A 22,201-nucleotide genomic window follows, 5' to 3' on the forward strand; every position below is an offset into this window, starting at 1 on the left:
GTCAGCCCTTGAGTGCTCCGGCGAGGACGGCGTTCTCCATCTTCTCCGCGAACACCGCGTACACCAGGTAGGCGGGGATCAGGGTGATGAGGATGCCCGCGGCGAGGACGCCGTACTGGGCGGCGTTCGCGATCGACAGCGTCGGGAGCGCCACCTGGGCCGTGCGCAGCGACGCCTCGGGGCCGATGATCACCAGCGAGAAGAAGTACTCGTTCCAGAACGACAGGAAGTTGAGGATCGCGACCACCGTGAGCGTCGGGATCGCGAGCGGCACGTACACCGACCACAGCACGCGCAGGGGGCCGGCACCGTCGAGCCGCGCCGACTCCTCCAGCTCCGCCGGCACGGCACGCATCGCCTGCGTGAGCAGGATCACGGTGAGGGGCATGGCCGACGCCGGCAGGAACAGGATCAGGAACTCCCGCGTGTGGAACAGTCCCATCATGATCGACAGCAGCACCGTGGGCACCAGCGCGGCGAAACCGGGGATCAGGAACCCGAGGGCGAACACGCGCTCCACCAGCTGGCCCACGGCGCCCTTTGCGCGGGCCAGAGCGAACGCGGCGGGCACCGCGAGCGCCAGGGTCAGCACCTCGGCCCCGATCGTGATGTACGCCGAGTTCACCAGGGCCGTACCCAGCGACGCCTGCGAGAACGCGAGCCCGAAGTTGTCGAACGTGAGCGGCGTGAAGGGGGAGAACGGCTGCGTGAAGATGTCGGTGTTGTGCTTGAACGCCGAGATCACGAGGTAGTACAGCGGCGCGGCGAGCAGCACCACGTACAGCCAGACGCCCGCGTGCGCGAGGTACTTCAGCGGGCCGGTGCGGGCGAGGGCGCCGCCGCGACGACGACGGCGCGCGGTCGGTCGCGACGGGGGAGCAGGACGCTGCGGTGCGGACGCCTGCGGTGCGGGAGGAGCGGAGACGACGGTCATGAGCGCGGGTCCCATCAGTACTTCTGCCGGAACGCCCGGCGGATCAGGAGGATGCCGGCCACGCCGACGACGAACAGCACGACCGCGACGGCCTGGCTGTACCCGACCTTCGACTGGTTGAAGGCGAAGTCGTACACGAGGAAGGACAGCGTAGCGGTCGCGTTGCCGGGGCCGCCCTTCGTCAGCAGCAGCACCACGGCGGCGGAGGAGAACAGCGTCCACAGGAACTGCAGCATCGTGACCACGCCGACGAACTCGCGGCACATCGGCCAGGCGATGCTCCACATGCGGCGGAAGTGCCCGCAGCCGTCGATCTCCGCCGCCTCGAAGACCGAGGCGTCGATGGAGTTCAGGCGTGCGGCGAGCATGATGGCCGAGACCGACATGCTGCACCAGATGGTGACGATGATGATCGCCCACATCGCGCTGTCGCCGTTCGCGAGCCACGGACGCGCGAGCTGGTGAAGACCGAGCGCGTCGAGGAATCCGTTGATCATCCCCTGCGGAGCGAACACCCCGACGAAGACCATCGCCAGAGCGGAGGCGGACAGCAGCACGGGGGTGAACATGAGGGCGCGCACGAAGCGGTGCCCGCGCGGCTTGAGGTTCAGGTAGTAGGCGATCATGAACGCGCCGATGACGACGATCGGCAGTGTCACCACGAGCTGGAGGATCGTGTTGCCCGTGGCCAGCCACACCACGGGGTCGTTCACGAGCCGCACGAAGTTGTCGAGCCCGGCCGGCGTGCGCGGGGCGATCAGGCCGCGCCAGTTCACGGTCGAGAAGTAGAAGAGGCTGACCAGGGGGCCGATCGTGAAGACGAGGAACCACAGCAGCGCCGGGAGGGTGGCCGACAGCTGGACGAGCTCGCCACGTCGTCGGGCCTTCGCGCGCCGGCGGGCGACGACGTCGGGGGAGTAAGCGGTCATGGGGGGAAGGGCTCCAGCAGTGAGGAGGGCGGCCCGGCGCTCCGGCCGAGCCGCCCTGACGGGTTACTTCGCGGCGGCGTAGATGTCGTCGACGGTCTTGCAGATCGTCTCGGCGTCGGTGCCGGGGGTGAAGGCGACCGACGTCGCGCGGTACATCGGGTTGGACACGTCGGCCGGCACGTAGATGTCGGGCATCACCGGGAAGTCCACGGCCTCGGGCAGCTCGGTCAGCGACTGCGCGAGCAGCGGGGAGGTGACGCCGGAAGTGTCGCCGCCGAAGTCCGCGACCGGGATCACTCCGCCCTCGTCGAGGATGCCCTTGAGCACATCGTTGCCGTACATGTACGTGATGAGCTTCTCGACGGCGCCGATCTTCTCCTGGCCGTTCGGGCTGATCCACCAGCCGGCCGAGGTCGAGCCGCGGTAGGCGAGCGGCTTGTCGAACGGAGCGCCGTCGGCGACGGGCAGTCCGCCGAGCACGGTCGCCGCGGCCAGCTCCTCCGAGGCGGAGGGGTACGCCCAGGAGCCGAGGGGGGCGATGGCGGCCTGACCGTCGAGGTAGGCGGCCTGCGCCTGGTCGGCCGTGTAGCCCTCGACGCCGTCGACGAAGACGCCTGCGTCGCGCAACTCCACCAGCAGTTCGATGCCCTTCATCGCGTCGGGGTTGTCGCACGTGGCGCCCTCGGCGTAGACCTGCTTGGCCTCGTCGGTGGAGAGGAACATCTCCAGGAACTGCAGGAAGATATTCTGGCCCGACCAGTCGATGCCGCCGAGCACGACGGGCGCGATGCCCGCGGCGCGCAGCTTCGTGGCGGCGTCGATGAGTTCGTCGGTCGTGGTGGGAACGCCCTCGACCCCGGCTTCGGCGAGCAGGTCGGTGTTGTACCACCACGGCCACGTGAAACCGGAGTAGGGGAACGCGCGGATGTTGCCCTCCGCATCGGTCCAGTCGACCAGCGCGTCGTCGGGGATGGTGTCGGCGATGCCCCACTCCTCGATGTAGTCGTTGACGGGGACGACGGCACCGTTGACGGCCCAGTCGAGCTGCTTCTCGAGCAGTCCGACCAGCAGCACGTCGGCCTCTTCGCCGGCGAGGAGGGAGGTCTCGTACACCTGGTTGAGGTTGTCGCCCGACTCGAGCACCTTCACGTCGATGCCGGTCTCGTCGGTGAATGCCTCGAACGCGTCGAACAGCGGCTTGTTCTGCGCCTGGCTGGCGGTCCAGTTGGTCTGGACGACGATCTGATCGGGCGACGACGATTCGCTGCTCGCGCAGCCGCCGAGGGCCGCGGCGAGCACGAAGGCGCTGGCGCCTGCCAGGGGGATGGACACGCGCTTGTGCACGGAGACCTCCTTCTCGGGCCGGTCGGGTGCCGGCGGTTTCTGGAATGGTACTGTCACGGACTCAAAGTGGTCAATACTGGTATTTAGTCTCGTGATCGAACGGTGATCCGGTGCTCCTCCCCGGCGCGGTAACGCTTCGGACTTAGAATGGTCGTTACTGGTATGGAACTTTCGCGCCGTGTACGGTTCAGGGTGGAAAGACACGTCCGAGGGGGCAGGGATGACGAGCATCAGTGAATCGCCGATTCGCGCGGACTACCCGGAGCCGCTGTGGATCCAGGCCGTCAATCTGATCAAGGTCGAGATCTCCTCCGGTCGCCTCGCCGAGGGCTCGCGGCTCCCTCCGGAGCGGGAGCTGTGCACGCAGCTCGGTATCAGCCGGGTGACGCTGCGCAAGGCGCTGCTGCAGCTCGTGGAGGAGGGGGTGCTGAGCTCCTCCCACGGCCGCGGGTGGTACGTCGCCTCCGCTCCCGTCGCCAAGGAGTGGCCGAACAGCCTGGAGTCGTTCAGCGAGACCGCACGCCGGATGGGGCTGGAGGCCACCTCGGTCGTGCTGCGCGCCGAGACCGGCCACGCGAGCCTCGACGAGGCGGAGGCCATCGGCGTCGCGCCGGGCACCCCGATCTTCCGCCTCGACCGCATCCGCCTGCTCGACGGCGTGCCGATCGCCCTCGACGCCTCCGTCGTGCCTGCGGCGCTGCTGCCCGATGTGTCCACGACCGACTTCACGGTCGAGTCGCTGTACGACCTGCTCGACAGGTCCGGCTCCGGACCCGAGCGCGCCGACAGCACCGTCGAGGCCCGCGAGGCCGATGCGCAGGCCGCCGAGGCGCTCCACGTGGCGCAGGGTAGCCCGCTGCTCGTGATGCGTCAGGTCGCGCACGGCGCCGACGGCCGCGTGGTGTCTCTCTCGACCATCCGCTACGTGGGCGAGCGCTACCGGCTGCGGACGGTCTTCACGCGCGGCGCCGGTCCGACCCACTGACACCTGCTGCTCGCCGTCCGGTGAGCGGACGGAGGCGGGGGCGCGCGTCAGGCGAGGCGGTTCGCGAGGAACCAGGCGCCCGCGACGGGCTGCTCGTCGAGCAGCACGAAGTCGAGCTCGGGATGCCGGGCGGCGAGCAGCGCGCGCACTGCTTCGGCGAGGCGGGGCTGGGCGGTGATCACGCCACCGGCAGCCACCACGGTGCGCCCTGCGGCACCGCGGCGCCGCAGCTGGTCGACCAGGCGCACGAGGTGCTCGGCGCCGGCGTCGATCACTCCGGCGGCGAGGGCCGACCCGGCGTCGGCGGCGCGGAAGACCGCGGCGGCATGCGGGCCCCAGTTGGCCATGGTCGGCTCGTCGTTGACGATGCGTGCGAGCCGCTCGGCGTCGGCGACGTTGAAGTCGGCCAGGAGGGCGCCGAGGAGGCCGTCGTCGGGCTCGCCGTCGTCGTGGGCGAGCAGGGCGGTCTTCGTGGCCTCACGGACCAGTCCCGCCGCGCCCGCCTCGTCACCGATGGCCCAGCCCCAGCCGCCCGTGACGAGCGGCTCGCCCGCCGCATCCGCGCCGACCCCGATGGCGCCGGTGCCCGCGATCAGGCCGATGCCCTTGGTGAGGCCGGCGGCCGGAACGAGCAGTGCCGCGTCGTTGACGCACCGCACGCGCGTGAAGCCCCGGGCGGACAGCGCCTGCTCCAGGTCGTGGGCGACCTCCGGCCGGTCGAGGCCCTGCGCCCCGACCGCGAGCGCGCCGACCGCTGCCCCGGAGGGGAGGGCCCGCGCGAGCACGTCTTCCAGCCAGGCGGCGGCCGCCTCCGCGGGTTCGGCATCCCATTCCGCGGAACCCACCACCACGTCGGCGACGACGCGTCCGGCGGCGTCCGTCGCCCGGACCGCGGCCTTGGTGCCGCCCACGTCCATACCGACGACGAGGGCCGTCGTCTCGTCGGCCGCTGTCACTGCGCGGCCCCGACATCCACCTTCGTGTCGTCGTTGTGGAACACGAACTCCTCGATCTCCACACCCCGCGACTGTGCGACGGCGGCGACGAGCCCCTGCAGGAACAGGGCCTCGAGCACGGCGCGCGCGTTCGAGGAGCTGTGCGGAAGGCGGATCGTCTCGAGGTTCTCCGCGCCGTCGACCTCGTCGGTCGTGACGAGGATGACGCGGTGCCCGGCACCGCTGAGCGTGCGGGCGACCTCGTGCTCGCGCTCGTCGCCGAACAGGATGTGGGCGCCCTCGCCCGCCGACTCCATCGAACCGTGCAGGTACTGGCGGGTGCCCATCGCGCTGGCGGGGATGCGCGCGACCTCCCGGAAGAGCAGTGCTCCGGCCTCGGCCGATCCGATCGAGGCGCCTCCGCCGACGAAGTCGAGGCTGGGTGCGGAAGCGATCAGCGCCGCGGCGCGATCGATGTGCGGGGCGAGCATGGTCTCAGTCTTGCGGAAGAGGGCGGCGAAGTCGTGCCAGGCGGGGTCGACGGCCCCGCCCGCCCAGGCCTCGGACAGCATGCTGAGCGCGACCACGGTGGCCGTGTAACCGATGGTCGACGCGTAGCTGTCGGGAATCGAGCCGAGACCGATCAGGCGCGTCGCGAGATCGGACAGCGGCGACGGCACCGTGTTCACCACCGCGTAGCGCAGCGCGGCCGGGATCGTGTTCAGCGCCGCGATCGTCTCGCTGCTGCGTCCGCTCTGCGAGACCGCGATCACGGGGTGCTCGCCCCCGGCCAGCGGCAGCGGGGTGTCGCCGGCATCCAGGCGCCAGGCGGTGATGCCGCGCTTGCGCAGGTGCCAGACGGCGGGAGCGGCAGCCGCGAGGCTCGCACCGATGCCGAGGAACAGCGGCCCCACCTCACCCAGCGCGCCGCGGGCGGCCAGCTCGTCGACCTGCCGCTCGATGTGCGGGATCGCGGTCGCGAGGGCGTCGGCCTGGGCAGCGGTCGCCTCGGCATAGCTGATGTATCCGTCCATGTCGTTCCTTGTGCTCGTGCGTGTGCGTGTGGTTGTCGGGTCAGTGCCCGGCGTGGTGGTCGTGGTCGCCCGCCGACGGCGCGCAGTGATCGGCCGCCCCCGGGACGTCGAGGGAGGGATTGCGCCCGAAGAAGCCGTGCGGCTTGAGCACGAATCCCGCGGTGTCGACCGGCATGATCGGCCAGTCCTCGATGCGCGGGAAGTGCGTGAGCCCGAACGTGTGCCACAGCACGATGTCGGTGCCGTCGACCGGACGATCCGCCGCGACCCATCGCGGGATCCCGGCGCCACCCGGGTGCAGGTTCACGAAGTCGCCCGCCGGGTACAGCTCGTCCGGTTCGTACGCCGTGACCCACAGGTGCTTCGTGGTGAAGGTGGCGCGCTTGTGGATGTCGGAGTCGGCATCGGCGAGCAGGAGCGGCTTGCCCTCGGGGTAGAGCACCCAGCCGACGGACTCGCCGAGGCGGTTCTGCACCTCGGTGTTGCCGACGAACCAGACCCGTCCGGTGCGGTTGTCGGCGACGCGCTGCGCCTCGGACTCGGTGCGCAGCCGCGTGATCTTCTGCGTGAATCCGGTGCCGTGCGGGTTGTCGGGTCCGCGGGGCACGGCCACCGCCTCGATCTCGTCGACGGCGTTCGTGAGCCCGTCCACGGTGACATCGAGGCGCGCGCTGAACAGGTGCTGGTGGTGGGGGGCGCCGAGGCCGGGGGCAACCTCGGTGGCGAACGGGTACCCCTTGCCCGGGTAGGCGGAGGTGAACACGATGCCGGTGGCCTTCACCTCGAACTCGATCGTGCCGTCGAGGCCGAAGTACCAGTAGAAGCCGTAGTCGTAGTTGCCGACGGTCATGAAGAAGCTCACGACGAGCCGGCGGTTGCGCCGGGTCTCCGATGAGCCGTTCCAGTTGTCGGAGTGCTTCCACAGCACACCGGCGTCTTCCTCGTGGATGCAGATCGCCTGGCGCACCACGCGGGGGGCGCCGTCGTTGCCCGCGACGACCGCGTCGAGGTAGGTGATGTCGCCGACGCAGTCGCAGCCCAGCTCGAGCGAGTTCGCGAAGCCGCCGAAGAGGTACTCGCCGCCGTCGAAGAAGTTCTGGAACCAGCGCTGCGGGCTGGGGTCGCCGTAGGGGACCACCATCTCGGCGATCGAGGCACGGTAGAGCACCGAGCGCTGCACGTCGCCGTCGGCGATCGACACGTCGTGCAGCACCAGGCCCTCGCGCTGGTCGAAGCCGACCTGCAGCCGCCAGCCGGCCCAGTCCAGCACGCCGTCGTCGTCGATCGTGAAGCTGGGGCCCTCCGGCTGGCTGATGTGGATCGGCTTGAGGCCCTCGCGGTCGGGCCCGCGCCAGGACTCCAGGTGGTAGTTGCCGTCCTCCTGTGGCACGGGGAGGTCGACGTAGTCGATCACGTCGAGCACTTCTCCCGTCACGACGTCGACCATCACGGTCACGCCGTCGACCGGGTGCGCCCAGCCGAGGTCCTCCGGCGTGCGCTGCACGAAGGTGAAGCACCGCTGAATGCGGCGCCCGCGCTCGTGGTCCGCGAGGACCCCGGCGGAGAGCGGGTTCACGCGCAGCTGACTCAGATCGGTCAGGCCGCGCCTGGCCATCGCGGCGATCCAGCGCTCGTCCTTGTGCACGACCTCCTCGACGTAGCCGAACTCCCGCAGCACGACGGGTACGGCGCCGTCGACGGCGGGGTCGAGCTGGCGCGACGACACGATGTCGCCGGTGGCCGGGTCGACCACGACGTCGTGCGAGACGCCGGTGGTCATGTCGATCAGGAAGCTGCGCACGAGCCGGGGGAGTGTCTCCCCGGCGAGCAGGCGGCGCTTGTCGGGGGCGGTCAGTCCCACATAGGAGTAGTGCGTGCGGGAGGTCGCGATCCCGGCGGCTTCGAGGGCAGCGCGGTTCGCGGCGATCTCCTCGGCGGTGAGGGTCGCGAGCAGGGCGTTGGCGCCTGCGGGCAGAGTGTTCGTCATTCGTCCGGTCTCCTTGTCTGGCGTCGGGTGGGATGCTCAGCGCTCGAGGCGCACGGGCTCCCAGGTACCCGAGCGCATGGCCCGGTAGCAGGCGTCGAGGATGCAGTTGACGATCCATCCGTCTTCGAACGTCTCCATCGGCGTCGTGCCGGCGGCGTAGTGGTCGATGAAGTGACGCATCTGCTGCGAGAAGCCGTAGGCGCGGGTCTCCTCGGGGACCGGGTGCACCCAACCCGTCTCCGCGTCGGCCTTCTCGACCAGGTAGCCGGTCGGGCGCCCGAGGAAGCCCCACACGGGGGTGACGGAGGTGTCGGTGACGAGGCGGCCTTCCGTGCCGCTGAACTCGTGCCGCAGCTGCATGCCGCCCTTCTCCGCCCAGGACGACTCGATGATCGCGAGCTGTCCGCCGGCGAACTTGAGCAGGGCGACGGCGGTGTCCTCTCCGGTGGTCTTGTCGGTGTGGACCAGTGTCGATCCCCACGCGAACACCTCGGTGACGGGGTTGTCCTTGCCGAAGAAGTGCCTGGCCGACTCGACGGTGTGGCAGCCCATGTCGAGCAGGGCGCCGCCGCCGGCGGTCTCCGCGTCCCAGAAGTGCGGGGCGTGCGGGCCGGAGTGGGCTTCGCGGGCGCGCAAGGTGAGCAGGTCTCCGATGCCCCCGGCCTTGGCCATCTCGTGCGCCTTGGCCACGTTGGGGGAGAACACCGAGCTCTCGGCGTAGCCGTGCCACACGCCGGCGTGCTCGACGATGCGCAGGATCTCGGCGGCTTCCGCGCCGGTGCGCGCGAGGGGCTTGGTGCAGATGATGCCCTTGCCCGCGGCCGCGGCGATGCGGACGGCGTCGACGTGGGCTTCGTTCGGGAGTGCGATCACCACGACGTCGATGTCGGGGTTCGCGCAGAGCTCCGCGATGTCGGTGTAGCTCCGTGGGCTGTTCCAGCGGGCGGCGAAGTCGGCGGCGCGCTCGGCGTCGCGGGAGAAGTTCGCAGCGAGCACGCCGTCGCGCACGTCGAGCAGGGAGTCGGCGTACGCGTCAGCGATGAACCCGGAGCCGAGGATGCCGACACGAATCACGGGGGCCTCCTTCGAAGAGTTGTTGTCCACAAGATACCACTTGTCTTAATGATGTCTATCAGAACGCGGATACTAAGGACAATCATTAAATCTGGTAGATACCTCTTGCTACCGCATTGAGACCTATATATGCTGACCAGCACCGCGCGCCGCCGCAAAGGTGTGGCAGGTCGTCCCGAGACCGCGCGTCCGCTCAGAGAGAAGGTCATGATGCGCTCTGCCACAGCTCCACTCGCCGCCCTCGCCGCCACCACACTCGCCCTCGGACTCGCCGGTTGCGCGGCGGGAAGCAGCGGCGACTCCGACGCGGTCACCCTCACGCTCGGCACCTGGCGCACGGAAGACGCCACGATGTGGGAGAACGACATCATCCCCGCGTTCGAGGCGAGTCACCCCGGCATCACGGTCGAGTACGCCCCCATCGACACGAACGACTACAACGCCGCGATCCAGTCGCAGATCGACGGCGGCACCGGCCCCGACGTGATCATGTGCCGCCCCTTCGACGTCAACCGGGCGTGGATCGACAAGGGCTACTTCGAACCGCTCGACGAGCTCGACGCGATCGGCTCGTTCCCCGAATCCGCGCTCGCGGCCTGGGAGGGCGACGACGGAACGCCCTATTGCGTGCCCGTGGCCTCGGTGCTCGCCGGCTTCTACTACAACACCGCGATCTTCGACGAACTCGGTCTCGAGGTGCCGCAGACGCAGGAGGAATTCCTCGAGGTCCTCGACGCGATCAAGGCGGACGGGCAGTACGCACCGCTCGCCCTCGGCAGCGCCGACGGCTGGCAGCTGGCCTACAACATGCTCTACCAGGTCGGCCCCAATGCCTGGAAGGGAGAAGAAGGCCGCCTCGGGCTCATCGACGGCACCAAGAAGCTGACCGACCCCGACTTCGTCGAGGGGTTCCGCATCTTCGACTCCTTCACGGACTACCTGCCGGACGGCTTCGAGTCGATCTCCTACGAGGACATGACGCAGCTGTTCACGCTCGGCAAAGCGGCCATCCTGCCGGACGGATCGTGGCAGATCTCGCAGGTGACCTCGACGGGTCTCGACGTGGGCGTCTTCGGGGCGCCCCCTGCCGCCGAAGGCGACCAGCGCTACCAGCAGGAGATGGCCGACATGGCCTTCGGCCTGAACGCCGCCAGCGCGCACAAGGAGGCCGCGACCGAGTTCCTGGAGTGGCTGGGGACGAGCGAGTTCCAGCAGCTGTACGTGAACAAGCTGCCCGGCTTCTTCTCGATGGGCACCGAGCCGGTGAAGTACGACAACGAGCTGGCCCAGCAGTTCGCCGATCTGAAGGAGGGGGCCGAGCTCACCTCTCGTCTCGCCCTCGACCGCCTGAGCGCCGGACAGCCGCCGCTCGACGACGAGATCTGGCGCGTCGCGCAGCTCATGTACAACAGCGGGCTCAGCCCCGAAGAGGCGACCGCCGAGCTGCAGGCCGGCCTCGACTCCTGGTACACGCCCGCACCGTGAGGCCCGGCCGGGGGCGGTGCACTCCGCCCCCGGCCGCACCATCGCCCGCCGACCGAAAGACCTCGCATGATCCGCACACCCGCCCGATACCGCCTGCTGGCGATGTTCGTGCTGCCCGCCCTCCTGGTCTACGTGGCCTTCTCGGTCTACCCCCTGATCAGCTCGGTCGTGCTCAGCTTCTTCGAGTCCAGCGGGCAGACCAGTGCCTTCGTCGGCCTGGCCAACTACGTCGACCTGTTCACCAACCCGACCACGAGTGCACGGTTCTGGAACGCGCTCGGCAACAACGTCGAGTTCTTCCTGATCCACCTGCTCGTGGAGCTGCCCATCGGCCTGCTCATGGCGGCCCTGCTGACCTCGGGGCGGCTGCGGCGCTCGATCGGCGTCTACCGCACGCTGCTCTTCATCCCAGCGACGCTCTCGGTCGTGATCGTCGGCTTCATCTGGCGCCTGATCATCAACCCGCTGTGGGGCCTGGTCGCGTTCCCGCTCCTGGGCACGGAGGCGACCGCGCTGCCGACCATCTCCCTGATGTCCGTGTGGCAGTACATCGGCATCCCCATGATCTTCCTCTACACGGCGCTGCTCGCGATCCCGGACGACGTGATCGAGGCCTCGCGAATCGACGGGGCAGGGTCCTGGACCGCGTTCTGGCGCATCAAGTTCCCGCTCATCGCGCCGCAGTTCGGCTTGATCGTGATCCTCACCTACATCTGGACGTTCAACGGATTCGACATCGTGTACGCGCTCAACGGGTCGGCGCCCGGACCGAACTACTCCACCGACATCCTCGGCACCTTCTTCTACCGATCCTTCTTCGGATCCAGCGGTCAGGTCGCCGACCTCGACCTGGGAGCCACCGTCGCCTCGGTGATCTTCCTCCTCATCCTGGTGACCACCGCCGCGTACTTCTGGCTCGTGCAGCGCCGCCTGAAGACCTACGAGCTCTAGGAGTCCCCGATGTCCATCGACACCCGACCCGCTCCGGCCGCCCCGCGCAGCCCCTCGCTCCGCGAACCCGCCGTCGTGCGCCGTCGCCGCTCGCGGCGCGCGGCCGACGTCCTCTCCCGCGGCGGCGTGCATCTGCTGCTGATCGCGATGGGACTGTTCTCGGTCGTCCCGATCCTGATCGTCCTCATGAACTCGTTCAAGACGACGCAGGGTATCTTCGGCGCCCCCTTCGCCCTGCCCGACGCGGAGACGTTCAACCTGCAGGGCTACGTGAACGTGTTCACCCGCGGGAACTTCCTGCTCAACTACCAGAACAGCCTGATCGTCACGCTCGCCACCATCGTGCTCACGATCGTGCTGGGCACCCTCGCCGCGTGGGCGCTTGTGGAGTACAAGGTGCCGATCACGCCGGTGCTCGCCGGCTTCTTCGTCGTCGGCATCATGCTGCCGATCCGCCTCGGCACCGTTCCGCTGATCAAGATCATGACCTCGTGGGGCCTCATGGACACCCTCACGGCGCTCATCCTGGTCTACACCGCGATGCAGCTGCCGCTCGCGATCGCCCTGATGACGACCTACTTCCGTGCCGTCCCCCACGAGCTCAAGGAAGCTGCGCGCATCGACGGGGCCGGGGAGTGGCGCACGCTCGGCATCACCCTGCCGATCGTGCGCGTCGGCATCGCCGCGGTCGCCTCCATCACGATGCTCCCGGTGTGGAACGACCTGTGGTTCCCGCTGATCCTCGCGCCCAGCAAGCAGAACCAGACGGTGACGCTGGGCGTGCAGCAGTTCGTCGGCCAGTTCCAGAACGACTATCCGGCCCTGCTCGCCTCGCTCACGCTCGGTGCGGTGCCGCTCGTCATCCTGTTCGCCGTCTTCTCCCGGCAGTACATCGCCGGACTCACGAAGGGGTACGGGAAGTGACCGCCCGCATCCCGCATCCGAACCACACAGGCCCGACCCACGAGGAGTGCTCATGACCATTGCGACGATCAATCCGGCGACGGGTGAGCTGGTGCGCGAGTTCGCCGCCCACACGCCCGCCGAGGTGGAGGGGATCCTGGCGAAGGCGGAGGCCGCCAACGCCGTGATGGCGAAGACGACGTTCGCGCAGCGCGCGGAGTGGATGCGCCGCGCCGCCGACCTGCTCGACGCCGACCTCGAGCACGCGGCGGGCCTCGCCGTGCTCGAGATGGGCAAGACGATCGGCACCGCGACGTACGAGGTGACCAAGTCGGCCAACGGCATGCGCTGGTACGCCGAGCACGCCGAGGGATACCTCGCGCCGGAGGAACCCGTGCCCGCGGCGAGTGTCGGGGCCTCGGCGGCGAGTGTCGTGTTCCAGCCGCTGGGCACGGTGCTGGCGGTGATGCCGTGGAACTACCCGTTCTGGCAGGTCATCCGCTTCGCTGCTCCCGCCCTCATGGCCGGCAACACCGGGCTCCTCAAGCATGCGTCGAGCGTGCCGCAGACCGCGCTGTACCTGGGTGAGCTGTTCCAGCGCGCGGGCTTCCCGGAGGGCGCGTTCCAGACGCTGCTGATCGAGGGGGCTGCCGCCTCGGCGCTGATCGACGACCGCCGCATCCGCGCCGTGACCCTGACCGGTTCGGTGGGGGCGGGGGCCGCGGTCGCCGCCGCGGCCGGACGCAACATCAAGAAGAGCGTGCTCGAGCTCGGCGGCACGGACGCGTTCGTGGTGATGCCCTCGGCCGATGTCGCGCGTTCGGCACAGTTCGCCGCGGCGTCGCGCACGCAGAACAGCGGCCAGTCGTGCATCTGCGCCAAGCGGTTCTTCGTCCACGCCGACGTGTACGACGAGTGGCTCGAGGCGTTCGTCGCGCACATGGCGGCCACGACGTACGGCGACCCGCTCGCCGACGACACCGGATTCGGGCCCATGGCCACCGCGCAGGTGCGGGCCGACGCGCACGAGCTGGTGGCGGATGCCGTGGCCAAGGGCGTGACGGTGCGGGTCGGCGGCGAGCTGCCCGACGGACCCGGCTGGTTCTACCCGGCGACCGTGCTCACCGAGGTCACCCCGGAGATGCGCATCTTCCGCGAGGAGTGCTTCGGACCCGTCGCCTGCGTGTATCGGGTGTCCTCGCTCGACGAGGCGATCGCGGCGGCGAACGACTCCGACTTCGGGCTGGCTGCCGGGGTGTGGTCGACCGATCCCGACGAGATCGCCCGGCTGCAGGCCGAGCTGGAGTTCGGCAGCGTGTTCGCGAACGGGAACTCGGCGTCGTTCTTCGGGCTGCCGTTCGGCGGGGTCAAGGACTCGGGTTACGGCCGGGAGCTCGGCTCGTTCGGCATCCGGGAGTTCGTGAACGCCAAGACGGTGTGGACGGCCTGACGACGGCGGTGTCTCCGGCGGCGCCGCGCCGCACGCTGCGGATCGATGCCCTCCGCCATCTCGCGGTGCTCGCGGGCATGCTGGTGCTCATGGTGCCGGCGCTGGCGGAGGGCCACGACTCGCTGGCGGCCGTCGGTGCGATGTTCGCCCTCCTCGCGTGGGCGGCCGTGGCTGCGGGGTGGCGGCGAGTCCGTGGTGACGGGAGCCCGATCGTTCCCGGCGCGGTCGAGGATCCCTTCGCCATGGGCCTGATGATGGCCACGCCCTACCTCTGGCCGGTGGGGGGTGGGCACGGGCACGGCGCGGGCGTCGCCTCGAACCCGCCGGTGGTGATGGTGCTCGTGAGCGTGCTGGTCATCCTCGGCTGGGTGGCGCTGCGCGTGCGCGCGGCCAGGGTCGGGGTCCTCGCCGCGTCCCTGGGCTTGTGGTCGTGCCTGCTGATGCTGATCGGCTCGCTGATCGTCATGGGCGTGCAGGCCTGACGACGCCCGCCGCGTCGGGGTGGGCTGCGCAGCGCCGGACGACGTGCACCTCCGCCGTCGGGAGAGCGTTTTCCCACGGAGCTTGCCCCCGATCTCCTGCGCATGCCATGATCTGGGAAAGCGTTTACCCACCGCGGCCGAGGTCGCGAGGCATCGACAGGACGGACCACCATGGCACAGGCCACCACCCGCGAGATCGGGATCATCATGAACGGCGTCTCGGGACGCATGGGCTATCGGCAGCACCTCGTGCGGTCGATCCTCGCGATCCGGGACGAGGGCGGCATCGCGCTGCCCGACGGCTCTCGCCTCACGGTCAAGCCCCTGCTCGTCGGACGCAGCGAGGCGAAGCTGGCCGAGCTCGCCGCGAAGCACGGCATCGAGGACTACACCACCGACCTCGACGCCGCGCTCGCCGATCCGCAGTGGGAGATCTACGCCGACTTCCTCGTCACCAAGGCGCGGGCCGCGGCGCTGCGCAAGGCGATCGCGGCCGGCAAGGCGATCTACACCGAGAAGCCCACGGCCGAGTCGCTCGAGGAGGCGATCGAGCTGGCGCGTCTCGCCGACCAGGCCGGCGTGAAGACCGGCGTCGTGCACGACAAGCTCTACCTTCCCGGGCTGCAGAAGCTCAAGCGCCTCATCGACTCCGGGTTCTTCGGGCGCATCCTCTCGGTGCGCGGCGAGTTCGGCTACTGGGTGTTCGAGGGCGACTGGCACCCCGCCCAGCGCCCCAGCTGGAACTACCGCGCGGAAGACGGCGGCGGCATCATCGTCGACATGTTCCCGCACTGGAACTACGTGCTGGAGAACCTGTTCGGCGAGGTGAAGAGCGTGTACGCGCAGGCGGCCGTGCACATCGCCGACCGCTGGGACGAGAAGGGGGAGCACTACACCGCCACCGCCGAGGACGCGGCGTACGGGATCTTCGAGATCGAGGGCGGCATCGTCGCCGAGATCAACTCCAGCTGGACCGTGCGGGTCAACCGCGACGAGCTGGTGGAGTTCCAGGTGGACGGCACGCACGGCTCCGCCGTCGTCGGCCTGTTCGGCGCGAAGATCCAGCCCCGCAACGCCACGCCCAAGCCGGTGTGGAACCCCGACCTCGAAGACGGTCACGACTACGACGCCGACTGGCAGCAGGTACCGACCAACGACGTGTTCCTCAACGGATTCCGCCAGCAGTGGCAGGAGTACCTCGTCTCCTACGTCGAGGGCACGGACTACCCGTTCGACCTGCTCTCGGGCGCGCGCGGCGTGCAGTTCGCCGAAGCCGGCCTCACCTCGTCGGCCGAGGGGCGCAAGGTCGCGCTCGAGCCGCTGACGCTGCGATGAGCGTGCTCCGACTGCTCGCGCCCGACGGTTCGCTCAGCGACGCCGAGCTGCGCGACGGCGCCGGGTACACGCGTCCCACGGCACCGCTGCGCAGCCGCGTCGCCTACGCCGCGGCGCACGTCGTGCCGAAGGTGCACGGCGACAACACCCCGGGCCGGCCGGCCGACATCGACTGGGACGCCACGCTCGCCTTCCGCCGCCACGTGTACTCCTGGGGGCTCGGCGTCGCGGATGCCATGGACACCGCCCAGCGCAACATGGGCCTCGACCCGGCGGCCGTGCGCGAGCTCATCGCCCGCAGCGCCGAGGTCGCCCGCGACGAGGACGCCTCGGTCGTCGTCGGCGTGAACACCGACCACGTCGACGAGGAGCGCCTCCCGCTCGACCGCGTCATCGACGCGTACAAGGAGCAGCTGCACTTCACCGAGGAGCACGGTGCCGGCCCGGTGCTCATGGCGTCGCGGCACCTCGCGCGGGCCGCCACCACGTCCGACGACTATCGCCGCGTGTACGGCGAGGTGCTGGCGAGCGCGAGCGTGCCCGTCGTGCTGCACTGGCTCGGCCCGGCGTTCGACCCCGAGCTGGACGGCTACTTCGGCGCGCGCGACTGGCAGACGGCGTCCTCGGTGCTGCTCGACATCATCGGCGAGCACCCCGACAGGGTCGCCGGAGTCAAGATGAGCCTGCTGAACGCGGAGTCCGAGGTCTCGGTGCGCGAGCGGCTGCCGGTGGGCGTGCGGATGTTCACGGGCGACGACTTCAACTACGTCGGCCTGATCGGCGGCGACTCCCTCCCCTCCGGCCCCGCGCCGGCCGGCGGGCATTCCGACGCCCTGCTCGGCGCGTTCGCAGCGATCACGCCGGTCGCATCGGCGGCCATCCAGGCGCTGGACGCCGGGGACCCGCAGCGGTACCTGGACGTCCTCGGCCCGACCGAGGAGCTCAGCCGCCAGGTGTTCGCCGCACCCACGCCGTACTACAAGACCGGCGTCGCGTTCCTCGCCTGGCTGAACGGACACCAGCCCGCGTTCCAGATGGTCGGCGGCCTGCACTCCGCGCGCAGCCTCCCGCACCTCAGCCGCATCGTCGAGCTCGCCAACGCCGCGCACGCGCTGGAGGACCCGGAGCTCGCGCGCGAGCGCTGGCACGGGATGCTGGCGCTGAACGGCGTCGACCTGGGGGCGGTGCAGGCATGAGCGCCGACCCGCGTCTCAGCATCAATCAGGCGACCATCAAGTACGCCGACCTGGCGACGGCGTTGCGCGTCACGGCGGAGGCCGGCATCCCGGCCATCGGCCTGTGGCGCGAGCCCGTCAACGACGTCGGGCTCGACGTCGCCGCGCGCATGCTCGCCGACTCGGGGCTGCGCTTCACGACGCACTGCCGCGGCGGCTTCTTCACCCTCCCGGACGGGCCGGAACGGCTCGCGGCGCTCGACGACAATCGTCGCGCGATCGAGGAGACCGCGACGCTCGCGGCGGCAGGTGGCGATGGCTCGACCGCCGTGCTCGTGCTGGTGGCCGGCGGTCTCCCCGCCGGCTCCCGCGACCTGGTGGGCGCGCGCGAGCGGGTGCGCGACGCGCTCGGGGCGCTGGCCCCGGACGCAGAGGCGGCGGGCGTCACGCTGGCGATCGAGCCGCTGCATCCGATGTTCGCCTCCGACCGGGCCGTCGTCTCGACCCTCGGCCAGGCGCTCGACCTCGCCGCCGACTTCGATCCGCACGTCGTGGGGGTGGCGGTCGACACGTTCCACATCTGGTGGGATCCGCAGGTGCTCGAGCAGATCGCGCGCGCCGGGCGCGAGGGGCGCATCGCGACGTATCAGGTGTGCGACTGGAAGACGCCGCTGCCCGCCGACGTGCTCCTCTCCCGGCACTATCCGGGCGACGGGGTCATCGACTTCGGCTCGCTCACCCGCGCGGTGGTCGAGGCCGGGTACGTCGGCGACGTCGAGGTCGAGATCTTCCATGCCGACGTGTGGGCGGACGACCCCGCCCGGGTGGTGCGGCGCACGGCCGAGGCGTTCGCCGCCGCGGTGTCGCCGCATCTGTCGTGACCCGGCCGGACGCGGCAGGGTCATGCCCCGCTAGGCTCGGGGCATGACCCTGCCGGAAAGCCCTTCCCGGGGCCGCCAGCCGCGCACGACGCGAGGCACCGATCCGACGCTGCACGACGTGGCGCGAGAGGCCGGGGTGTCGCTGGCCACGGCGTCCCGTGTGCTGAACGGCTCCGAGCGCAAGGTCGCCGAGTCGTTCCGCGACCGCGTCGAGCAGGCGGCCGCCGCGCTCGGCTACACGCCCAACGTCTTGGCGCAGGCCACCGCGCGCGGCACGTCGCCCGTGATCGCTCTGCTCGTCGCCGACATCGCCGACCCCTACTTCGGGCTCATCGCCGCGGGCGTCGCGAAGGGCGCGGACGAGCACGGCCTCGTCGTCACGATCTCCATCACCGAGCGCGACCCCGCCCGCGAGGCCCGCATCGTGCGTGCCCTGCGCGGCCAGCGCCCGCGGGGGCTCATCATCGCGGCATCGCGCACGAGCGGCGAGGACTACTCCGCGACCGAGGCCGAGCTCGACGCGTTCGGGCGCTCCGACAGCCGGGTCGTGACGTTCGGTGCCCGCGTCGGCGACAACCGTCACGTCGAGATCGACAACCGCGGGGGCGCGGAGGAGCTCGGCCGGCAGATGGGTGCCCTGGGGTACCGCTCGGCGATCGTCGTGGGCGCGGCGCCCGGCGTGCTCACCTCGGACGAGCGCGTCGCCGGCTTCACGAGCGGGTTCCAGGGGGCGGGCGGGCGCATCGACCGGGTGCTGCGCGGAGACTTCCGGCGCGAGTCCGGAGCCGAGGCGATGGCGGCGGCGCTGGCGGACGGCGTCGAGCCGGGCACGCTCGTGTTCGGCATGAGCGACGTGATCGCGATCGGGGCGATGTCGGCGATCCGAGCGGCGGGGCGGGAGGTCGGGGCGGACATCGCGGTCTGCGGCTTCGACGACGTGCCGTCGAGCGTCGACGTCACGCCCGCGCTCACCACCGTGCGCATGCCCCTCAGCGACATCGGGTATCAGGCCTTCCGGGCGACGGTCGATGCCGACTGGCAGCAGACGCCGCTGCCGCTCGAGGTCATCGTGCGGGCGAGCACCCCGGGGGTCGGTGCATGACCAGGGTGGTGCTGGCGCCCGACAGTTTCAAAGGCACGATCACGGCGGCGGATGCCGCGGCGGCTCTCGCCGAGGGATGGGCGAGCGTCGAGCCCGACGCCGAGTTCGTGCACCGGCCCATGGCAGACGGCGGCGAGGGCACCGTGGCGGCGTTCGCGGCGGCGGTCCCCGGAGCCCAGCTCGTGCCCGTCACCGTCGACGGCCCGGCGGGAGCGCCGATCGACACCGCGTGGCTGCTGCTGCCTCCCGACCCCGCGGCCCCCGGCGGCACGGCGGTGGTCGACCTCGCCTCGACCTCGGGCATCGAGCTGCTCGACCAGCTGCGGCCCTGGGACGCCGACACCACAGGGTTCGGCCAGGGCATCGCCGCCGCGCTCGACCACGGTGTCTCCCGGGTGATCCTCGGAATCGGGTCGAGCGCCTCGACCGACGGCGGGACGGGGATGCTCGCGGCCCTCGGCGCGCGGTTCCTCCACGCCGCCGGGGCGGAGGTCGCCCGTGGAGCCCGTGGACTGCGCGACCTCGCGACCGTCGACCTCGACGGGCTGCGCGCCGCCCCGGAGGTGCGCGTGCTCACCGACGTGAACAACCCGCTCGTGGGTCCGCGCGGTGCGGCGGCCGTGTTCGGCCCGCAGAAGGGTCTGACGAGCGCCGACATCGAGCCGGTGGATGCGGCGCTCGCGCGCCTGGCGGAACTGCTCGGGCTCGACCCCGCACTGCCCGGGAGTGGCGCAGCCGGCGGGACCGGCGCCGCGCTCGTCGCGTGGGGGGCCGTGCTCGCCCCCGGAGCCGGCGAGGTCGCGACGCTGATCGGTCTCGAGTCGGCGATCCGGGGAGCGGACGTGGTCGTCACGGGCGAGGGCTCGTACGACGGGCAGTCGGGGGACGGTAAGGTCGCGTCGTTCGTCGCCGCACTCGCTGCCTCCGCCGGAGCGAGCCCCGCGCTCGCCGCGGGGCGCATCGCCGACGACGCCGACACCACCCTGTTCACGGCGTGCGCCTCCCTGACCGCGCTCGCCGGATCGTCGGAGGCCGCGCTCGCCGACCCGGCTCGCTGGCTGCGCGAGGCCGGCGCGGCACTCGCCCGCTCTCGCTGAGCGGAGCCCCGACGGCGCCGATCCGCAGCGATGGCGCTCGATGCGCTGGCTCGCTCCGAGGGGCGCCATCTCTTCCTCTGGTGCTCGGTTGTGTCTGTGTCTATCGTGACGATTGATCGATCGGAGCGCGGCGCCACGACGGCGCCAGGATGGAGGAGCGGACGATGAACGACGACGAGCAGCTCGCGCCGAAGCCTGCCACGGAGCACACCCGTGCGGCGAACCTCGCGGCACGAGATCGGTTGCCGTTCGGCGACCGACGCGACTACGACGACGTGCAGCGCGGATTCGTCGCGACGCTCGAGGACCCGGTCATCCGCCGCTCGGACGGCGCCGTGGTCGTGGATCTCACGGCGCACGACTTCGTCGTCGAGGAGGACGAGGCGCCGGACACGGTGCACCCGAGCCTGTGGCGTCACGCGCAGGTGAATCACCCGCACGGATTGTTCGAGGTGACCGACGGCGTCTACCAGATCCGGGGATTCGATCTCGCGAACATGTCGATCGTCGAGGGCGACTCCGGGATCATCGTGATCGACCCGCTGACGTTCACCGAGACGGCCGCGGCCGGTCTCGCGCTCTATCGCGCGCACCGCGGAGACCGTCCCGTCCGCGCCGTGATCTTCACGCACAGCCACGGCGACCACTACGGCGGCGCGAAGGCGATCGCGTCCGAGGAGGATGTCGCGGCGGGCCGCGTGGCCGTCATCGCTCCCGAGGGCTTCCTCGAGGAGGCGGCCTCCGAGAACGTGTACGCCGGTGTGGCGATGACGCGCCGCGCGATCTATCAGTACGGTCTGATGCTGCGGCCGGGGCCGCGCGGCCAGGTGAACGCGGGATTGTCGAACACCACCTCGAACGGCGGTTCGGCGACGCTGCTCGCGCCCACCGACCTGGTGCGGGCGACCGGGGAGACGCGTCGCGTGGACGGCGTGGAGATGGTGTTCCAGATGGCGCCGGGCACGGAGGCGCCGGCGGAGTTCCTCATCCACTTCCCTCAGCGTCGTGCCCTGTGCGCCGCGGAGGACCTGACGCACACCATGCACAACCTCTATACGCTGCGAGGCGCGCAGGTGCGCAACGCGGTGGCCTGGTGGCAGGCGCTCGACGAGGCCGTCTCCCGGTTCTCCGCAGAGACGGACGTGGTGTTCGCCCAGCACCACTGGCCGCGCTGGGGCAGCGACGACGTGCGCGAGTTCCTCGAGAACCAGCGGGATCTGTACAAGTACCTGCACGACGAGACGCTGCGCCTGGCGAATCGGGGTTTCACCTCGACCGAGATCGCGGAGCAGCTCGCACTGCCGGAGGGCCTCGATCGTCAGTGGTACAACCACGGGTACTACGGCTCGGTGAACCACAACGCGAAGGCGATCTACCAGCGCTACCTCGGGTGGTACGACTCGCACCCGGGTCACCTGCATCCCCTCCCGCCGGAGCAGGCCGGCGCGAGATACACGGAGTTCATGGGCGGTGCCGATGCGGTGGTCGAGAAGGCCAGGGTGGCGTTCGAGGCGGGCGACTACCGGTGGGTCGCCGAGGTGCTCACCCACGTCGTCTTCTCGGACCCTCAGCACCGGGATGCCGCGCTGCTGCAGGCCGATGCGCTCGAGCAGCTCGGGTATCAGTGCGAGAACCCGACGTGGCGCAACGAGTACCTCATGGGGGCCCTCGAGCTGCGGCACGGCGTGCGTGACCTGGGGCAGATCCACATCGCCACGGCCGACGTGCTGCGCGCGATGACGCCGGAGATGCTGTTCGACTTCCTCGGCATCCGGCTCGATGGCCAGCGCGCAGCGTCGCGGTCGGCGACGATCGCCTGGGCCGTCGACGGCGGCGACCCCTACGCGCTCGAACTGCGCCACGGATGCCTCGTCTACTCCGCACTCCGGGAACTCGACGAGCCGGACGCGCGCGTCGGGTCGTCGAAGGAGACGCTCGCGGCGCTCGTGTACGGCGACACGACGATCGACGAGGCGATCGGAGCGGGATCGCTCACGGTGGACGGCGACGACGCTCCGGTCCGCGAGCTGTTCGCGACTCTCGACGAGTTCCCGCTCTGGTTCCGGATCGTGCAGCCGTAACGGTCGGGTGGCCGAAGGGCGCTTCTCCTCACCGACG

Annotated in this window: 19 protein-coding genes; 12 read left to right on the forward strand and 7 right to left on the reverse strand. The window is 70.5% G+C overall.

Features of this window, described 5'->3' with window-relative positions; translation table 11 throughout:
* Nucleotide 1: 1 nt before the first annotated feature.
* The 3 genes from KE274_RS07835 to KE274_RS07845 form a co-directional block, all read right to left on the reverse strand.
* Nucleotides 2-949, reverse strand: a complete 948-nt coding sequence (locus tag KE274_RS07835; protein ID WP_211542511.1) for a carbohydrate ABC transporter permease — start codon at nucleotides 947-949, stop codon at nucleotides 2-4.
* The gene (locus tag KE274_RS07840; RefSeq protein ID WP_211542513.1) at nucleotides 949-1,863 is read right to left on the reverse strand and encodes a carbohydrate ABC transporter permease; all 915 of its coding nucleotides are present in this window, start codon (nucleotides 1,861-1,863) and stop codon (nucleotides 949-951) included. Before KE274_RS07840 ends, KE274_RS07835 begins: the two co-directional genes overlap by 1 nt.
* A gap of 63 nt (nucleotides 1,864-1,926) precedes the next feature.
* Entirely contained in the window at nucleotides 1,927-3,207 is a 1,281-nt protein-coding gene (locus KE274_RS07845; RefSeq protein WP_211542515.1) for an ABC transporter substrate-binding protein, read from the reverse strand.
* Nucleotides 3,208-3,427: 220 nt separating this feature from the next.
* On the opposite strand from KE274_RS07845, the gene KE274_RS07850 reads away from it, so the two are divergent.
* Nucleotides 3,428-4,192 (forward strand): GntR family transcriptional regulator, encoded by a 765-nt coding sequence (locus tag KE274_RS07850; protein WP_211542517.1) that lies wholly within the window; start codon nucleotides 3,428-3,430, stop codon nucleotides 4,190-4,192.
* A gap of 47 nt (nucleotides 4,193-4,239) precedes the next feature.
* On the opposite strand, the gene KE274_RS07855 is transcribed toward KE274_RS07850, so the two are convergent.
* From KE274_RS07855 to KE274_RS16770, 4 genes are read right to left on the reverse strand one after another with little or no spacing between them, the layout of a single operon-like run.
* Entirely contained in the window at nucleotides 4,240-5,148 is a 909-nt protein-coding gene (locus KE274_RS07855) for a BadF/BadG/BcrA/BcrD ATPase family protein (RefSeq protein WP_307872169.1), read from the reverse strand.
* Nucleotides 5,145-6,161, reverse strand: coding sequence for an SIS domain-containing protein (locus tag KE274_RS07860; RefSeq protein WP_211542519.1), 1,017 nt, complete (start codon nucleotides 6,159-6,161; stop codon nucleotides 5,145-5,147). The genes KE274_RS07855 and KE274_RS07860 overlap by 4 nt, the downstream gene beginning before the upstream one ends.
* Nucleotides 6,162-6,201: 40 nt before the next feature.
* The gene (locus KE274_RS07865; RefSeq protein WP_211542521.1) at nucleotides 6,202-8,148 is read right to left on the reverse strand and encodes a primary-amine oxidase; all 1,947 of its coding nucleotides are present in this window, start codon (nucleotides 8,146-8,148) and stop codon (nucleotides 6,202-6,204) included.
* A 36-nt stretch (nucleotides 8,149-8,184) separates the two neighbouring features.
* Nucleotides 8,185-9,222 (reverse strand): Gfo/Idh/MocA family protein, encoded by a 1,038-nt coding sequence (locus KE274_RS16770; RefSeq protein WP_211542523.1) that lies wholly within the window; start codon nucleotides 9,220-9,222, stop codon nucleotides 8,185-8,187.
* 210 nt (nucleotides 9,223-9,432) lie between these two features.
* On the opposite strand from KE274_RS16770, the gene KE274_RS07875 reads away from it, so the two are divergent.
* The 11 genes from KE274_RS07875 to KE274_RS07925 all read left to right on the forward strand — a co-directional run bounded on the left by KE274_RS07875 (nucleotide 9,433) and on the right by KE274_RS07925 (nucleotide 22,164).
* On the forward strand, nucleotides 9,433-10,707 hold the full coding sequence (locus KE274_RS07875) for an ABC transporter substrate-binding protein (RefSeq protein WP_211542525.1): 1,275 nt from the start codon (nucleotides 9,433-9,435) through the stop codon (nucleotides 10,705-10,707).
* 66 nt (nucleotides 10,708-10,773) lie between these two features.
* A complete protein-coding gene (locus tag KE274_RS07880; protein ID WP_211542527.1) occupies nucleotides 10,774-11,658 on the forward strand; it encodes a carbohydrate ABC transporter permease in 885 nt (294 codons plus the stop codon).
* Between the two features lie 9 nt (nucleotides 11,659-11,667).
* Entirely contained in the window at nucleotides 11,668-12,582 is a 915-nt protein-coding gene (locus KE274_RS07885) for a carbohydrate ABC transporter permease (RefSeq protein ID WP_211542529.1), read from the forward strand.
* Nucleotides 12,583-12,634: 52 nt separating this feature from the next.
* On the forward strand, nucleotides 12,635-14,011 hold the full coding sequence (locus tag KE274_RS07890; RefSeq protein WP_211542531.1) for an aldehyde dehydrogenase family protein: 1,377 nt from the start codon (nucleotides 12,635-12,637) through the stop codon (nucleotides 14,009-14,011).
* Nucleotides 13,999-14,493, forward strand: coding sequence for a hypothetical protein (locus KE274_RS07895; RefSeq protein ID WP_211542533.1), 495 nt, complete (start codon nucleotides 13,999-14,001; stop codon nucleotides 14,491-14,493). The genes KE274_RS07890 and KE274_RS07895 overlap by 13 nt, the downstream gene beginning before the upstream one ends.
* Nucleotides 14,494-14,664: 171 nt before the next feature.
* Nucleotides 14,665-15,828 carry a Gfo/Idh/MocA family protein gene (locus tag KE274_RS07900; RefSeq protein ID WP_211542535.1) on the forward strand — a complete coding sequence of 388 codons (1,164 nt, stop codon included), beginning with the start codon at nucleotides 14,665-14,667 and terminating at the stop codon, nucleotides 15,826-15,828.
* Complete coding sequence (locus KE274_RS07905; protein ID WP_211542537.1) at nucleotides 15,825-17,024, forward strand: dihydrodipicolinate synthase family protein; 1,200 nt, start codon at nucleotides 15,825-15,827, stop codon at nucleotides 17,022-17,024. Before KE274_RS07900 ends, KE274_RS07905 begins: the two co-directional genes overlap by 4 nt.
* Nucleotides 17,021-17,884, forward strand: a complete 864-nt coding sequence (locus KE274_RS07910; RefSeq protein WP_211542539.1) for a sugar phosphate isomerase/epimerase family protein — start codon at nucleotides 17,021-17,023, stop codon at nucleotides 17,882-17,884. The genes KE274_RS07905 and KE274_RS07910 overlap by 4 nt, the downstream gene beginning before the upstream one ends.
* 43 nt (nucleotides 17,885-17,927) lie before the next feature.
* On the forward strand, nucleotides 17,928-18,986 hold the full coding sequence (locus KE274_RS07915; RefSeq protein ID WP_211542541.1) for a LacI family DNA-binding transcriptional regulator: 1,059 nt from the start codon (nucleotides 17,928-17,930) through the stop codon (nucleotides 18,984-18,986).
* Nucleotides 18,983-20,083 (forward strand): glycerate kinase, encoded by a 1,101-nt coding sequence (locus KE274_RS07920; RefSeq protein ID WP_211542543.1) that lies wholly within the window; start codon nucleotides 18,983-18,985, stop codon nucleotides 20,081-20,083. The genes KE274_RS07915 and KE274_RS07920 overlap by 4 nt, the downstream gene beginning before the upstream one ends.
* Before the next feature lie 164 nt (nucleotides 20,084-20,247).
* Nucleotides 20,248-22,164, forward strand: a complete 1,917-nt coding sequence (locus KE274_RS07925; protein ID WP_211542545.1) for an alkyl/aryl-sulfatase — start codon at nucleotides 20,248-20,250, stop codon at nucleotides 22,162-22,164.
* The last annotated feature ends 37 nt before the right edge of the window (nucleotides 22,165-22,201 follow it).

Source organism: Microbacterium paraoxydans (genome assembly GCF_018224615.1).
In the GTDB taxonomy this organism is placed as follows: Bacteria; Actinomycetota; Actinomycetes; order Actinomycetales; family Microbacteriaceae; genus Microbacterium; species Microbacterium paraoxydans_B.